We start from the raw sequence: 14,036 nt of genomic DNA, 5'->3' as shown, positions 1-14,036 counted from the left end.
TCTTTCGAGGGGGGACGTCAGGACTGCTGTTGTGCGAGGGGGGTGACGGCGATGCGGTCGATGACCGGCGCGTACGCGGAACGCTGGGCGTACTGGTTGTGGGTGTCGCCGTTGAAGTCGGGCAGTTCGTCCGCCGTGAACGTCAGCCGGTTCGTGCCCTTCCTCAGCGTCACCGGGACGGTGAGTTCCCAGAAGTTGTTGAAGTGGAAGGTGGTCGGGAACAGCACTCGGCGGGCCGGTCCGCCGTTGACCGAGAGGTCGGCGTGCCGGGCGATCGGGTCCGGGTTGTAGTGGGTGGCGGGCGCCTGCTCCGCGTTGGAGTAGCGGATGGTCACCGCGTGCCGCCCGGACCGCCGGGCGACGACGTCGACGCTGAGGGCGTTGTCCTTGCCGTCGCCGATGTCGGTGACGGCCTTTCCGTTGGAGGCGAAGGTGTAGGCGTCGGTCACCTTGGCGGCGCCGGTGAGGGTGCCGTCCTCGGCCTGGTACACCTTCGTCTCCAGGGCGCCGTCGGCGGGCGCGACCCGCAGCCGGTCCAGGACCAGTTCACGTGCGGCACCGGTGACGGTGATCTTGTTGATGCCGCCGGACAGGAACATCCGGACGCTGTCCGTGCCCTTCTTGCCGCCACCGACCTTGGGCACGTCCAGCTTCTCGCCGTTCAGGGACAGGGTCGCCCGGCCGCCGCCCAAGTGGTCGACGTACAGGGTCGATTCGCCGTCGGTGGGGGAGTGGACCCAGAAGGTCGCGGAGTCGCCCTGGGCCAGGGGCACGGCGCCGGGTCCCGAGGCACCGGGGTGCGTGTAGCTGGGCCGGGCCCCGGCGAGCGTGGCGTACTCGGCCTCGTAGACCGCGGGCGCGGTCACGTGCGCGTCCCGCAGCAACAGGTCGATCTTGTCGATGATGGCGTCGCCCTTGGTGACACCGAGGTCGGGGTCCTTCGCGGCGAGTGTGAGCCGGTGCTTGCCGGCGGTGAGCCGTACCGTGGTGTCCGTGTGGCCCCAGACCACCCACTTGTAGCCGAGAGGGAGGCGCAGCTCCTGCGGGTTCTCGCCGTCGACACGCAGGAAGACGTTGGTGGGCCCCTGTTCCTTCACCAGGCCGTAGAGGTTGTAGGAGTTGGCGAACACGCTCAGGTCGTAGGTGCCGTCCTGGGGCACGTCCACGTCGAACGCGAGCGTCCCGTCGGAGCCGGTGCGCAGCCCGCCGACGTTGTAGGTGCCGGAGGTGGCGAACCCGCCGACGTTGGAGGGCGTCCCCTCGGGGCCGTTCTTCGAGTAGCCGCCGCCGGTGTACGTGGCGTTCTCCGCCTCGTACGTCTTGCGCCAGCTCACCGAGGGTTCGACCGCCGCACCTCCGTTGCCACCGGGGGAGAGGATGACCTGGTACGCCGACATCTCGTTCATGCCGGTCATCGGGATGGTGACGGTGCCGTCGGCGCCGACGGCGACCTCCTGGTCCGACAGCCGCAGCGGCTGGGCCGAGTCGCCGACCTGCCCGCTCCAGGGGATCTCCTGCACGGTGGCGTGCACGGTCGTGCCGAACAGCTCGGGGTCGACGCTCTTGAAGACGACGTCCGCGTCGCCGCTCTTGCCGCCGAAGAGCGCCCTGGACTGCTTCTTCGCCTCGTCGAGGGTGGCGACGCCCTGGAGGGTGTACTGCTGGTTGGGGTGCGGGGCGGTCACCTCGACGGTGTGCCCGGTCATCCGGCCGTAGGCGTTGAACAGCCACCACTGGCCGTTGCCCTTGTTGGCCTCCACGGCCGAGTCGTTGAGGTTGCCGTCGATGTTCCAGTAGGCGAGGTCGGCGTCGATCTTGGACTCCTCGATCGCGGAGACCCACTGGACCACCTGGCCGGGCACGGAGAGGTGGTAGTTGTGCCCGTACTCGTTGACGTTGACGGGCAGCGGGCCGACCCCGACGTCCTTCTCCATCTGCCGGTACTTCGCCACGTTCGTGCGGACCGCGGCGGGCGACGACAGTTCGTGCCAGGTCATCACGTCCGGCACGACGTCGTTGGCCTTGGCGTACTGGAGGAAGCCCTTGACCTGGTCGTAGAGCACGCTGGTGTTGGGGCCGGCGACACGGGCGTCCGGGTCGAGGCCCTTGATGAGGTGGTAGACCTCCTTCCAGGCCGCGAAGTAGTACCGCGGGTCGTTCAGCCAGGAGACCTTGTTGTAGCTCCACTCACCCGTGCCGAACATGTTCCCTTCGGGTTCGTTGAAGGGGACGTAGACGACGTGGTCCTTGTAGTCACCCATGGTCAGGACCTGCTGGACCTGCTTGCGGATCTTCTCCTTGAAGCCGGTGAGCCGCGCCGGACCGTCGGCACCGGGCCACTGGTAGGGGAAGCCGCGGTAGATGTCGGTCATGTAGATGTAGACGTCCTTGCCGCCGGAGTCCACGAACGGCGGCAGCATTTCCAGGGCGTCCGCGCCCGGGTGCTGGGGGCCGTCCTGCGCCTTCGTCGACACCGTGCGGACGTGCATGCCCTCGAGGACGTTGCGGCTCGGCACACCGTCGCCGTAGACCCCGTACAGGGAGCCGGAGGCGCCGCCGTGGAACGCGCCGGTGTCGGTGGCGAGGTCGATGGTGAGCTGCTCCGGTTCCGCCGCGTGGGCCGCACCGGCGGCCGGTACGGCGAGGAGGGCGGCGAGGGCCGTCACGGCCGTGGCGCCGGCGCCCGCTGTTCTCGTGCTGCTTCTGCGTGACACTGAGGTCTCCGTGGGGGTGGTCCGTCCCGTCAGTGATGCGAACCGGTTCGATCAAGGGCACACGGTGCGCGCCAGGGCATACGCGGACTGACGCGCGAGCCATCGCGCATCTGGAGCGCCTGCGTCGAACCGGTTCGCCGGAAGCTAGCACCGCCCGAAACCCGCCAGCAATACCTCCGACACGGATCCGTCCGCTGTCGCACGGAATTGCGCGAGGGGCATTGACAGCCGCCCCCGACCACTCCTACCTTCCCTTCACGCGAACCGGTTCGACAGCTGGTAGAGGATCGAACCGGTTCGATGAGGTTGAATGAGTTCGACGAAGGAGTCCCCCGTGAACATCGGTGAGATCGCCAAGCGGGCCGGTGTCTCGCGGAGCACCGTGTCGTACGCCCTCAGTGGCAAGCGTCCGGTGTCGGACGACACCCGTGAGAAGATCCAGCGGGTCATCGACGAACTGGGCTACCGGCCCAACGCCAGCGCGCGTGCCCTGGCCAACGGCCGGACCAGCACCATCGGTCTGGTCTTCCCGCCGGCCCGTGCTGCTCTCTCCGAGCGGTGTGGACAGCGACCGCTCGTTCCAGCGGCTGCTGGGGGAGCGGCGGGTCGACGGCGCGATCCTGATGGAGATCAGGCTTCAGGACGACAGGGTCGACCACCTTCTCGCCGAGAACTTCCCGGCGGTCTGCATCGGCCGCACCGCGAGCCCCGAGCGTGACTGGTGGGTCGGTCTGGATCACACCGCGCTGGCCGCGGCCTGTGTCCACCACCTGGCCGACCTGGGGCACCGCAGGATCGCCCTGGTCAACCGGCCGGAGCGATTGCTGCACGCGGGCTACGAGTCGGCGCACCGCGGTCTCGACGGCTTCACCAAGGCCGCCGCGGAGCGCGGGCTCACCGTCCGCACCTACGGCTGCGGGGACGACGCCGCCTCGGGCCAGGCCTGTCTGGAGCGGATCCTGCACGAGGATCCCGCCACCACGGGCCTGGTCACGCTGAACGAGGCCGCGCTGGGCGGCCTCTACCGGGGGCTGTCCGTGGCGGGCCGTCATGTGCCGCGCGACTTCTCCGTCACCGGGGTGGTGGCCGGCCGGTGGGCGGAGACGGTGACCCCGCAGCTCACCGCGGCGGACGTGCCGGCGGAGCAGATGGGACGCCTCGCCGTCGACCTGCTCGTCGAACGGCTCGACCATCCCGACGCGGCGCCACGGCACCACCTGCTCGCACCACCCATCTCCCTCCGCGCCAGCACCGGGCCCGCCCATCTCCAGTCGGATCCCGGTTCCACCCCGAACGCCTGACGCCTTCGCGCTGTCTCGCTGAGCACTCCTCCTTCAACGGCCCTCCGGGGTCGATCACCACCCTCACCTCTATTTGGCATGCCCATGTTCAAATGCATGTGGCATCACTAAGGAACGCACCATGAACAGACCCACCGGACGGCGGATCACCGCCGCGGCCCTGACCGTCATCGCCGTCGCCACCGGCACCACCGCCTGCTCGTCCGGCGGCAGCACGTCCGCGAAGGACGAGGGCAGCAGCACGTACACCATCTGGGACCCCTACCCGCAGTTCGCGAAGGACTCGGCGTGGGCGAAGTTGCTGGACGGCTGTGGGACCAAGGCGGGTGTGAAGGTCAAGCGGACGGCGTTCGACACCAGCGACCTGACGAACAAGGCGCTGCTGGCGGCGCAGCAGAACAACTCGCCGGACGTCCTCATCGTCGACAACCCGGTGGTCTCGACGCTGGCCGAGGCGGGCGTGCTGACCACGACCGACGACACCAAGCTGGACACCTCCACGGTGGACCCCAACCTGCTCGCGGCCGGCCAGTCCGGCGGCAAGACGTACGGCACCCCGATCGGCGCCAACACCCTCGCCCTCTACTACAACAAGGACGTGCTGAAGAAGGCCGGTGTCGACGTCGCCTCGGTCAAGGACTGGAAGTCGCTGACGGCGGCGCTGGCGAAGGTGAAGAAGGCGGGCAAGAAGGGCATCACCTTCTCCGCGATCGGCACGGAGGAGGGCAGCTTCCAGTTCCTGCCGTGGTTCTGGGGCTCGGGCGCGAAGCTTACGGAACTCGACTCCGCCCAGGGCGTGTCGGCCCTGAAGCTGTGGACCGACTGGCTGAAGAAGGACTACGCCCCCAACTCGGTCATCAACAACACCCAGACCACCAGCTGGCAGGAGTTCGCCAGCGGGGACTACGCCTTCGCCGAGAACGGCACCTGGCAGCTCGCCAACGCCGAGAAGGCCGGCTTCGACTACGGCGTCCTGCCCATCCCCGCCGCGGGCGGGGGCAACGCGGCGGCCCCGACCGGCGGTGAGTTCGTCACCATGCCCGTCCAGGGCGACACCGGCCGCTACGCCACCACGCAGAAGCTGGTGTCCTGCCTGACCAGCACCGACAACCTCTACGCCACCGACACCACGCTGTCCTACGTGGCACCCACCGCCGCCGTGCAGGACAAGCAGGTCGCCTCGGACGCCAAGCTGAAGCCGTGGGTGGAGGCGGTCAAGGCGGCCAAGGGACGCACCAGCGACGACCTGGGCACCAAGTACCCCAAGATCTCCGAGCAGATGTGGAAGGCCGTCCAGACCGCCCTCAGCGGAGCCAAGTCCCCGAAGGACGCGCTCGCTTCGGCGCAGGCCGCAGCCAAGTGACGTGGACCCGATGAAGCAGACGACACACCCGCCGGACCCCCGGCTGCTCGACCGGGCCGGGGCGGCCACCGCCGCCCCGCCCCCGGTCCGTACCGCGTCCCGTCGCCGCCGCCGCCCCCGCTCGCGGCAGTGGGCGGCCTGGGCCTTCCTCGCCCCGGTCACCCTGTATCTCGCCCTCTTCTACGCCTATCCGCTCTACCGCAACCTCGATCTGAGCCTGCGCAACTACACCGTCCGCTCCTTCGTCCAGGGCGACGCGCCCTTCACCGGCCTCGCGAACTACCGGAAGGTCTTCGACGACCCGACCTTCGGGCCGGCGCTGACCCACACCGTGGTCTTCACGGCCGTGTGCCTGCTCTTCCAGTACGCCATCGGCCTGGCCCTCGCGGTCTTCTTCAACCAGAACTTCAAGCTCTCCGCGACCCTGCGGGCGCTGTTCCTGGTGCCATGGCTGCTGCCGCTGATCGTGTCGGCCTCCACCTGGTCGTGGATGCTCAACAGCGACTCGGGTGTGGTCAACTCCCTGCTGGGCGCCATCGGGATCGGCCCGGTGAACTGGCTGACCTCGCCGGAGTGGTCGCTGACCTCGGTGATCATCGCCAACATCTGGATCGGCGTTCCGTTCAACCTCGTGGTGCTCTACAGCGGGCTCCAGTCGATCCCGACGAGCCTCTACGAGGCGGCCGCACTGGACGGCGCGAGCGCCTGGCGGCGGTTCTGGAGCATCACCTTCCCGCTGCTGCGACCGGTGTCCGCCATCACCCTTCTGCTGGGCCTGGTCTACACGCTCAAGGTCTTCGACATCATCTGGATCATGACCAAGGGCGGCCCGGCGGACTCGTCCACCACCTTCGCCACCTGGTCCTACCGGCTCGGCTTCGGCAACCTGCTGCCCGCCTTCGGTCCCGGCGCGGCCGTCGGCAACCTGCTCGTCGTCGCCGCCCTGGTCTTCGGCCTGGTGTACCTGAGAGTCCAGCGAAAGCAGGCACTGTCGTGACCGGAATCTCCCGAACGTGGTGGAAGACGACCACCGGCCTCGTCCTCACCGCCCTCATGCTCTTCCCGGTCTACTGGATGATCAATGTGTCCTTCACCCGGGACCAGGACATGCGCAAGTCCCCGCCCGCTCTGTTCCCGGTCCACGGGACCCTGGAGGGCTACCGCGCCGTCCTCGACCAGCAACTGCCCTACCTGGGCACCAGCCTGGTCATCGGCCTGGGGACGGTCCTCCTGACGGTGGCACTGGCCGCGCCCGCCGGCTACGCGCTCGCCAAACTCCGCCCCCGCGGCGGCGGCCTGCTCAGCTTCCTCTTCCTGGTCGCCCAGATGATCCCCGGCATCATCATGGCGATGGGCTTCTACGCCATCTACCTCCAGCTCGGCCTGCTCCAGTCCGTCCCCGGCCTGATCGTCGCCGACTCCACCCTGGCCGTGCCGTTCGCCGTACTGATCTTCACCGCGTTCATGTCCGGGGTCCCCGGCGAGCTGCTCCAGGCCGCTCAGATGGACGGAGCGGGGCCCCTGCGCACGTTCCGGTCGGTCGTGCTGCCGATGAGCCGCAACGCCGTCGTCACGGTGTCGCTGTTCGCCTTCCTGTGGTCCTGGTCCGACTTCGTCTTCGCCAGCACCCTCGCGGGCGGTGGCGCGCACGAGCCGATCACCCTCGGCATCTACCACTACATCGGCAACAACAACCAGGAGTGGAACGCCATCATGGCCACCGCCGTCGTGGCCTCACTGCCCGCCGCGGTGATCCTCGTCCTCGCCCAACGCTACGTCGCCGCCGGCGTGACCGCCGGAGCCGTCAAGGACTGACCCCTCCGGTCCGACCACCGGTGACCCCTGCTCAAGAAACGAGTACTCCTTCATGACCGCCGCCCCCTCCGGCCCGGCCTTCTCCCTCCACGACATCCCGTTCAGCACCCACGGCTCCTGGTTCGACATCTCCCCGGTGCTGGCGGAGAAGACCTACGCCGACGATCTCCACCTGGTCTCCCACCAGAACGGCATGCACCCCGTCCTGCGTCTCGTTCCCCTCGACCCCACGACCGGCGAGCGGGCCGAGACCCACACCGTGGCGACACCGAGCCTCCTGACCTGGACCCAGGGACACGGACACATCGACCTCGCCTACGAGACCCCGGACACCGTCCGGCTGCGCGGGACGGGGCTCGGTCTGCGGATCACGGCGGCGGCGGCGGCCCTGACGCCGTTCACGGGCACGTACTCCTTCCGCGACCCGGTGGACGGGGCGTACGTGTTCACCTCGTACGAGACCGGGCGCCGCTACCGGGTCACCGTGCTGTCGGGCAGCGTGGCCGACGCGACCGGCGGGCAGGCCCTGGGCGGTGCCGACCGCGGACTCACGCTCGGCGCGGACGGCGACGGAACCTGGGAGGCCGCCGTCGAGGAGATCGACAGCGCGCGCCGCCCCTACCGTGCCCGGGCGACGTTCGACGAGGTCGTGGCCGCGGCGGAGCGGTCCTTCGCCGCCTTCGCCGGCATGGTGGCACCGTGGCGTTCGCCCGGCACCCCCGCCGCCGAACTCGCCGCGTACGTCCTGTGGTCGGCGACGGTGAACCCGGCGGGGCTCGTCACCCGGCCCGCCGTGCTGATGTCCAAGCACTGGATGGACAAGGTCTGGAGCTGGGACCACTGTTTCAACGCCCTCGCCCTGGCACCGGGAGCGCCCTCGCTGGCACGGGACCAGTTCTCACTGCCGTTCGACCACCAGGACGAGAGCGGGGCGCTGCCCGACTCGGTGACGCACTCGGAGGTCCTGTACAACTTCGTCAAACCGCCCATCCACGGCTGGACCCTCTCCCACCTGCGCAGACGCCTCTCCGAACCTCTCAGCAGCACTGAACTCACCGAGATCTACGACCGGTTGACACGCTGGACCGACTTCTGGCTCACCGTGCGCCGCGCACCGGACGCCACCCTGCCCCACTACCAGCACGGCAACGACAGCGGCTGGGACAACGCCACCACCTTCGACCCCGAGCGCGTGGTCGTCACCGCCGACCTGGCCGCGTTCCTCGTGCTCCAGCTGCACGAACTCGCCGCCCTGGCAACGGAACTCGGCCGCGCCGACGACGCCCGCCGCTGGCAGCGCACCGCGGAGGCGACCCAGGCGGCGATGCTCGACGAGCTGTGGACGGGGGAGCGGTTCGTCGCCCGGGGTGCCGACAGCGGCGACATGTGGGGCAGCTCCAGCCTCCTCGACCTGATGCCGATCACCCTGGGCGAGCATCTGCCCGAGTCCGTCGCCACGACGCTGGCCACCCGGATCGAGGCCCACCTGACCCCGTACGGTCTCGCCACCGAACTGCCCCAATCGCCGCACTACCGCCCCGACGGTTACTGGCGCGGCCCGATCTGGGCGCCCGCCACCGTGCTCGTCGAGGACGGACTGCGGCGCGCCGGGCACCAGCGCCTCGCCGACGAGGTCAGTGCCCGCTTCCGGCACCTGTGCGAAACCCACGGCTTCGCCGAGAACTTCGACGCCCTCACCGGCACCGGCCTGCGCGACCGCGCCTACACCTGGACCGCCGCCGCGTATCTGCTCCTTGCCGAGGCCCACGCGCTCCGGTCCGCGTCGCCCATGTTCTCGGCCACGCCGTGAGGGGCCCGGGACCCATCGCACCCGGGCCCGCTCGGCGGTGAGGCGGCTCAGCGGTCCTGCGACAGCCGCAGAAGCTCGGCGAACGTGCCGCCGGCCTGGACCAGGTCGTCGTAGTGGCCCTGCTCGGTGATGCGGCCCTGTTCCATCACCACGATGTGGTCGGCGACCCGTGTGTTCTCCAGGCGGTGGGTGACGACGATCGTGATGCGGTCGGCGGCGATGGCCTTGATGCGTTCGAAGATCTGGTGCTCGCCGCGGGGGTCCATCTGGGAGGTGGGCTCGTCCAGGATCAGGAGGGCCGGCCGGCGGTACAGGGCCCGGGAGCAGGCGAGCCGCTGCCACTGCCCGCCCGACAACTCCGCACCCCCGAACACCTCACGGGCCAGGAGGGTGTCCAGCCCGGCGGGCAGGCCCTCGACGGCCTCGCGCATGCCGACGGCGTCGACCGCCTCCCACACGGGTCCGTCGTCGCGGGTGCGGGGCTGCCCGAGCGTGACGTTCTCCCGGACCCGCAGCGGCCACCGGCTCCGTCGTCGACTTGGACGCCTGCCGTGGCGACAACGAGGTCAACGACGTGATGTCCGACATCGAACACAGGCATTTCGGACGAAGGCGGTGGCCCCGGGACGGCGGGACCGACACGGCATGTAGGCGCCACCGACCCTTGCCCCGCCCCGAACGCCCACCGCCCGCCGATGGCCGACACACCGCTTCCCCTCGCCGGACATGCGGGGTGTTCGCGCGAGTGTTGCAATGGCTGGAGGGACTGTCCGTCGTGTCCGGTGCCCAGGGCGCCCCACGGGAGATGAGCGAGCATGCCAGGACTCCTTCGCGGTGTCGCGCGCACCGCAGTGATCTCGGGAACGGCCACCGCGGTGTCGAACCGCGTGTCGCGACGTCAGGCGGGCCGATGGGCTCAGCAGGACGATGAACAGCAGGCCGTGGCGCCACAGGGCGCCGGCACCCCGGTCGCCACATCGCAGCCGGCCGCCGACGAGATGACCGACAAGATCGATCAGCTGAAGCAACTCGCCGACCTGAAGGCGCAGGGCGTCCTCACCGACGAGGAGTTCGAGTCCCAGAAGCGCCGGGTCCTCGGCTGAGGCGGAAGGGCTGGGACGGGCAGGCGGGGGTGTCCCCTCGCCGCGTTCTGGTTTCTCGCCGGGCTGCACGAGCTGGAGAATCTGCTGTGGACCGACTGGCCGGAGCATTTCGGGTGGGACAGGCCTCCCTGGTGGTGGCCGCTGCCCCTCCTGACCGTCGCCGGTCTCGTCGTCGGCCTGGTCGTCCGGTACCTGCCGGGCGTCGGCGGTCACGTCCCCGCCCTGGGGCTGCACGCCCCGGGAACGGCACCCGCCGCCCTGCCGGGCGTGATCATCGCGGCGCTGGTCAGTCCGACGCTGGGCGCCACGCTCGGCCCGGAGGCACCGTTGATCGCGCTGGGAGGCGGCCTGGCGGCTCTCTTCGCGCGGCCGGCGCGTGCCCCTACGACGCCGCAGAGCACGGCCCTCCTCGGCGCGGCCGGCTCCGCCGCGGCCCTCTCCGCGATCTTCGGCAACCGCCTGATCGGCGCCGTCATCCTCATGGAGGTGGCCGGTGTCGGCGGCTCGCAACTGTTCGCGGTCATGTTGCCCGCGCTCCTGTCCAGCGGCGTCGGATCGCTGGTCTTCACCGGCTTCGGCCGCTGCACCGGTCTGTCCACCGGCAGCCTGACCCTGAAGCTGGGCGTGCCGTCTGGACCCACCTTCCCCGCGCTGTTCTCCTGAGCGCCGCCGCGGGAGTCCTGCTCGCGCCGCTGCCCGGACTCGGGGTCGTGCCAGGCATGGCGGCGGGCATGGCAGCCGCCTCGGCCGCCGCGCTGCACCTGCCCGTCAGCAGCGTGGTGCTGATCGTCCTGGTGCTGGGCAGCGCCGCGATGATCCCCGTGGTGATCCTCGCGGCCGTGGCGGCCTTCGTGACGGTCCAGCTCCTGCCGTCCGGCCGCCGGGCACCGCCGGCGGGCCAACCGTTCGGCCTTCCGGCAACGGCGCACGGCAACCCGTCCGGGCCGCCGTGAGCGAGACCCACGCCACCGACCGTCGGTCGAGGAGACCCCCATGACGTACGACACACAACAGCGCACGACAACCATGTCCACGGCGGACTTCCGAGCCCTGTACCGCCGGTTCCGCGACCAGGTGGCGGCTGACGGCGGGCACCCCGAGCGCGGAGCGCTGAGCCTGCTCACACCCGAGCGTGTGGTGGCCGCCGCCTCCCAGGTGCGGCACGGACGCACGGTGTCGCTGGCCGCCCCGATCGAGACCACACCGGGGCCTGACGACCCGCAGCCCGCGTCCCACAAGATGATCGCACCGGAGTACGGCCAACTGGACATGCACGGCGTGCAGTTCGCCCGCGACCGGTTCGCCATGAACGTGCACGGCGATGCCGACAGCCACCTCGACGCCCTCTGCCACGTGGTGTTCGACGGGGAACTCTACGACGGTGCCCCGGCGAGCTCGGTGACCCCGCGGGGCGCCGGCACACTCACCCTGGACCTGGTACGGGACGGCATCGTGGGCCGCGGTGTCCTTCTCGACATCCCGCGCCTGCGGGGCGTGCCCTGGCTCGAACCCGGCGACCATGTCACCGCCGACGACCTGGAGGCCGCGGAGCGGGCGCAGGACGTCACGGTCGGACCGGGCGACCTGCTGTTCGTGCGCGTCGGACATCGCCGCCGGCGGCAGCACCTCGGCGCCTGGAACGCGGCCGGGGCCCGTGCCGGTCTGCACCCGGCCGCGATGCGCTTCGTCGCCGAGCGGCGCGTGGCCGCCCTCGGCTCGGACGGCAACAACGACACGGCACCCAGCGCGGTGCCCGAGGTCCCCTTTCCCGTGCACGTCCTGGCCGTGAACGCCCTCGGCGTGCACCTCATGGACTACCTGGACTTCGAGGACCTGGTGCCCGAGTGCGTACGACTGGACCGCTGGCACTTCCTGTGCGTGATCGCCCCACTGCGGCTGCCCGCCGCCACCGGCTCCCCGGTGAATCCGCTGGCCGTCCTGTGAGCCGGGCGAGGGGGCCGACCGGCTGAACCCGGGCCGGACTTACTTCGGGTCTAGTGCCGCGTCCAGGGTGATGGCGGCGTCGATGAGGGCGAGATGGGTGAACGCCTGTGGGAAATTGCCCAGTTGACGGCCCGTGGGGTCGATCTCCTCCGAGTACAGGCCCAGATGGTTGGCGTACCCCATCATCTTCTCGAAGACCAGCCTGGCCCGGTCGGGGCGTCCGGCGCGCGCCAGGGCGTCGACGTACATGAACGTGCACAGCGAGAACGTGCCCTCCGAGCCGCGCAGGCCGTCGGGCGAGGCCTCGGGGTTGTACCGGTAGACCAGGCTGTCGCTGACCAGTTCCTGCTCCATGGCCTCCAGTGTCGACGACCACATCGGATCCTCGGGCGTGATGAACCCGACCGTCGCCATGCGCAGCAGTGACGAGTCGAGGACGTCACTGCCGTAGTGCTGTACGAAGGCCCGGCGGCCCTGGCTCCACCCCTTGCTCATGACCTGGTCGTAGATGTCGTCGCGCGCCGCCTGCCATGGGGCGGCCCCGGCCGGTCGTCCGTTCGCTTCGGCGAGTCGCAGGGCACGGTCGAACGCCACCCAGGACATCACCCGGCCGTAGGTGAAGTCCTTGCGCCCGCCCCTGGTCTCCCACAGGCCCTCTCCCGCCTGGTCCCAGTGGTCGACCAGCCAGTCGAGGTTCGTCAGCAGCGAGGTCCAGCCCCGGTGGCCGACCTGGATTCCGTGTCGGTGCGCGAAGTAGATGCTGTCCAACGCCTCGCCGTAGATGTCCAACTGGAGCTGTGTGGCGGCCCCGTTGCCGATGCGCACCGGTGCGGAACGGGCATAGCCCTCCCAGCGGTCGAGGATCTGCTCGTCCAGGTCGGAGGAGCCGTCGACCTTGTACATGATGTTGAGCGGGCCGGCGTCGCCGTCGCTGCCCGCCCGCTCCTTGACCCGGTCGCTCAGCCACTGGATGAAGGCCCGCGCTTCCTCGGTGAAGCCCAGTCCCAGCAGGGCGTACACCGAGAAGGAGGCGTCGCGGATCCAGGTGAACCGGTAGTCCCAGTTGCGTTCGCCGCCCAGTTGCTCAGGGAGTGCCGCCGTCGGGGCGGCCACCAGGGCGCCGCTGGGCGCGTAGGTCATGAGCTTCAGCGTGATCGCCGAACGTTCCACCGTCTCCCGCCAACGTCCCGTGTACTGCGACTGGCTGAGCCAGGACCGCCAGAACGTGACGCTCTCCTCGAAGAGTTGCTGGTACTCGGTGAGACGGAGCTGGTGCGGCGGCCCGTTTGCGCCCGACTCCAGCACCAGCCCGCGCTGCTGGCCCGCCTGGAGGGTCAGCGTGAGGTGCAGGTCGTTGTGCTTGTCGGTGAGGATGTCCAGCAGCCGTTCGTCCTCCGGCTCCCGGATGGGGTGCACCGTGAGTGTCGTGCCGTCGTCGGCCTCGAAAACCACGCCGTGTTCCGCGAGGTGCAGCTGGTGCGAGCGGCGTCCGTAGTCGAACCGCGGGGCGATCGAGATCTCGAAGGTCATGGTGCCGCGCACACATCGGACCATGCGAACGAGCCGGTGCCGGGCTGTCGCCGTCCGGCCCGTCACCGGCATGAAGTCGAGCACCTCCCCGGCACCCGCCTCGGTCATGAACCGGGTGACCAGGATCGCCGTGTCCGGAAGGTACAGCTGCTTGGTCGCGTACGTCGCGCCCCTCGGCCGGACCGTGCAGTGGCCGCCCTTGTCCTTGTCGAGCAGCGCGGCGAACACACTGGGTGAGTCGAACCGGGGGAGGCAGAGCCAGTCGACCGTCCCGTCGGTGGTCACCAGTGCCGCGGTCTGCAGATCGCCGAGGAGTCCGTGGTTCTCGATGAGCGGGTAGTCGTCCATGGACGCTCCCCTTTCGGCGCTGTTCACGCTGTCCGGTGCTGCTCACCTGAATGCACCAATCAAGCCTAGGCCGCCGTTCCCTGTTCGGCGCGACGAGTCGCTCGGCGC

At 69.9% G+C, this 14,036-nt stretch carries 11 protein-coding genes and 2 pseudogenes; 9 read left to right on the top strand and 4 right to left on the bottom strand.

Translation table 11 applies throughout. From position 1 onward, the window contains the following. Positions 1-17: 17 nt before the first annotated feature. The gene (locus IG99_RS32010; protein WP_037680151.1) at positions 18-2,666 is read right to left on the bottom strand and encodes a carbohydrate-binding protein; all 2,649 of its coding nucleotides are present in this window, start codon (positions 2,664-2,666) and stop codon (positions 18-20) included. 303 nt (positions 2,667-2,969) lie between these two features. Further along, complete coding sequence (locus tag IG99_RS50680; protein WP_234312041.1) at positions 2,970-3,164, bottom strand: hypothetical protein; 195 nt, start codon at positions 3,162-3,164, stop codon at positions 2,970-2,972. On the opposite strand from IG99_RS50680, the pseudogene IG99_RS32005 reads away from it, so the two are divergent. The 5 genes and pseudogenes from IG99_RS32005 to IG99_RS31985 all read left to right on the top strand — a co-directional run bounded on the left by IG99_RS32005 (position 3,097) and on the right by IG99_RS31985 (position 9,003). Beyond that, positions 3,097-4,015, top strand: a pseudogene (locus IG99_RS32005) (LacI family DNA-binding transcriptional regulator). The gene IG99_RS50680 and the pseudogene IG99_RS32005 overlap by 68 nt on opposite strands. Positions 4,016-4,136: 121 nt before the next feature. After that, a complete protein-coding gene (locus IG99_RS32000) occupies positions 4,137-5,378 on the top strand; it encodes a sugar ABC transporter substrate-binding protein (RefSeq protein WP_037680150.1) in 1,242 nt (413 codons plus the stop codon). Between the two features lie 10 nt (positions 5,379-5,388). Further along, positions 5,389-6,375 (top strand): carbohydrate ABC transporter permease, encoded by a 987-nt coding sequence (locus IG99_RS31995; protein ID WP_037680249.1) that lies wholly within the window; start codon positions 5,389-5,391, stop codon positions 6,373-6,375. 56 nt (positions 6,376-6,431) lie between these two features. Next, positions 6,432-7,193, top strand: a complete 762-nt coding sequence (locus tag IG99_RS31990; RefSeq protein WP_234312038.1) for a carbohydrate ABC transporter permease — start codon at positions 6,432-6,434, stop codon at positions 7,191-7,193. 52 nt (positions 7,194-7,245) lie between these two features. Then, positions 7,246-9,003 carry an amylo-alpha-1,6-glucosidase gene (locus IG99_RS31985; RefSeq protein WP_037680145.1) on the top strand — a complete coding sequence of 586 codons (1,758 nt, stop codon included), beginning with the start codon at positions 7,246-7,248 and terminating at the stop codon, positions 9,001-9,003. Between the two features lie 47 nt (positions 9,004-9,050). Here IG99_RS31985 and IG99_RS31980 read toward each other — a convergent pair. Beyond that, a pseudogene (locus IG99_RS31980) lies at positions 9,051-9,530 on the bottom strand (ATP-binding cassette domain-containing protein); the annotation flags it as partial. A 288-nt stretch (positions 9,531-9,818) separates the two neighbouring features. Here IG99_RS31980 and IG99_RS31975 point away from each other — a divergent pair. The 4 genes from IG99_RS31975 to IG99_RS31965 all read left to right on the top strand — a co-directional run bounded on the left by IG99_RS31975 (position 9,819) and on the right by IG99_RS31965 (position 12,050). After that, the gene (locus IG99_RS31975; RefSeq protein WP_037680138.1) at positions 9,819-10,106 is read left to right on the top strand and encodes an SHOCT domain-containing protein; all 288 of its coding nucleotides are present in this window, start codon (positions 9,819-9,821) and stop codon (positions 10,104-10,106) included. A gap of 63 nt (positions 10,107-10,169) precedes the next feature. Beyond that, a complete protein-coding gene (locus tag IG99_RS46305; RefSeq protein ID WP_394298057.1) occupies positions 10,170-10,769 on the top strand; it encodes a chloride channel protein in 600 nt (199 codons plus the stop codon). Positions 10,770-10,837: 68 nt separating this feature from the next. Further along, positions 10,838-11,059 (top strand): hypothetical protein, encoded by a 222-nt coding sequence (locus IG99_RS52105; protein ID WP_394298056.1) that lies wholly within the window; start codon positions 10,838-10,840, stop codon positions 11,057-11,059. Between the two features lie 40 nt (positions 11,060-11,099). Beyond that, positions 11,100-12,050, top strand: a complete 951-nt coding sequence (locus IG99_RS31965) for a cyclase family protein (RefSeq protein WP_234312031.1) — start codon at positions 11,100-11,102, stop codon at positions 12,048-12,050. Between the two features lie 39 nt (positions 12,051-12,089). On the opposite strand, the gene IG99_RS31960 is transcribed toward IG99_RS31965, so the two are convergent. Beyond that, positions 12,090-13,928: a glycoside hydrolase family 15 protein gene (locus IG99_RS31960; protein ID WP_037680134.1), complete on the bottom strand. Its 1,839-nt coding sequence runs from the start codon at positions 13,926-13,928 to the stop codon at positions 12,090-12,092. Positions 13,929-14,036 lie beyond the last annotated feature (108 nt).

The organism is Streptomyces griseus subsp. griseus (assembly GCF_000720255.1).
Lineage (GTDB): Bacteria > Actinomycetota > Actinomycetes > Streptomycetales > Streptomycetaceae > Streptomyces > Streptomyces griseus_I.
This window is presented reverse-complemented; position numbering and strand designations above follow the sequence as displayed.

Coding starts and splice junctions, on each gene's coding strand:
- IG99_RS31990 (WP_234312038.1), top strand. CDS start 6,432: ATGCTCTTCCCGGTCTACTGGATGATCAATGTGTCCTTCACCCGGGAC.
- IG99_RS31995 (WP_037680249.1), top strand. CDS start 5,389: ATGAAGCAGACGACACACCCGCCGGACCCCCGGCTGCTCGACCGGGCC.
- IG99_RS31985 (WP_037680145.1), top strand. CDS start 7,246: ATGACCGCCGCCCCCTCCGGCCCGGCCTTCTCCCTCCACGACATCCCG.
- IG99_RS32000 (WP_037680150.1), top strand. CDS start 4,137: ATGAACAGACCCACCGGACGGCGGATCACCGCCGCGGCCCTGACCGTC.
- IG99_RS31965 (WP_234312031.1), top strand. CDS start 11,100: ATGACGTACGACACACAACAGCGCACGACAACCATGTCCACGGCGGAC.
- IG99_RS31960 (WP_037680134.1), bottom strand. CDS start 13,928: ATGGACGACTACCCGCTCATCGAGAACCACGGACTCCTCGGCGATCTG.
- IG99_RS50680 (WP_234312041.1), bottom strand. CDS start 3,164: ATGACCCGCTGGATCTTCTCACGGGTGTCGTCCGACACCGGACGCTTG.
- IG99_RS52105 (WP_394298056.1), top strand. CDS start 10,838: ATGGCAGCCGCCTCGGCCGCCGCGCTGCACCTGCCCGTCAGCAGCGTG.
- IG99_RS31975 (WP_037680138.1), top strand. CDS start 9,819: ATGCCAGGACTCCTTCGCGGTGTCGCGCGCACCGCAGTGATCTCGGGA.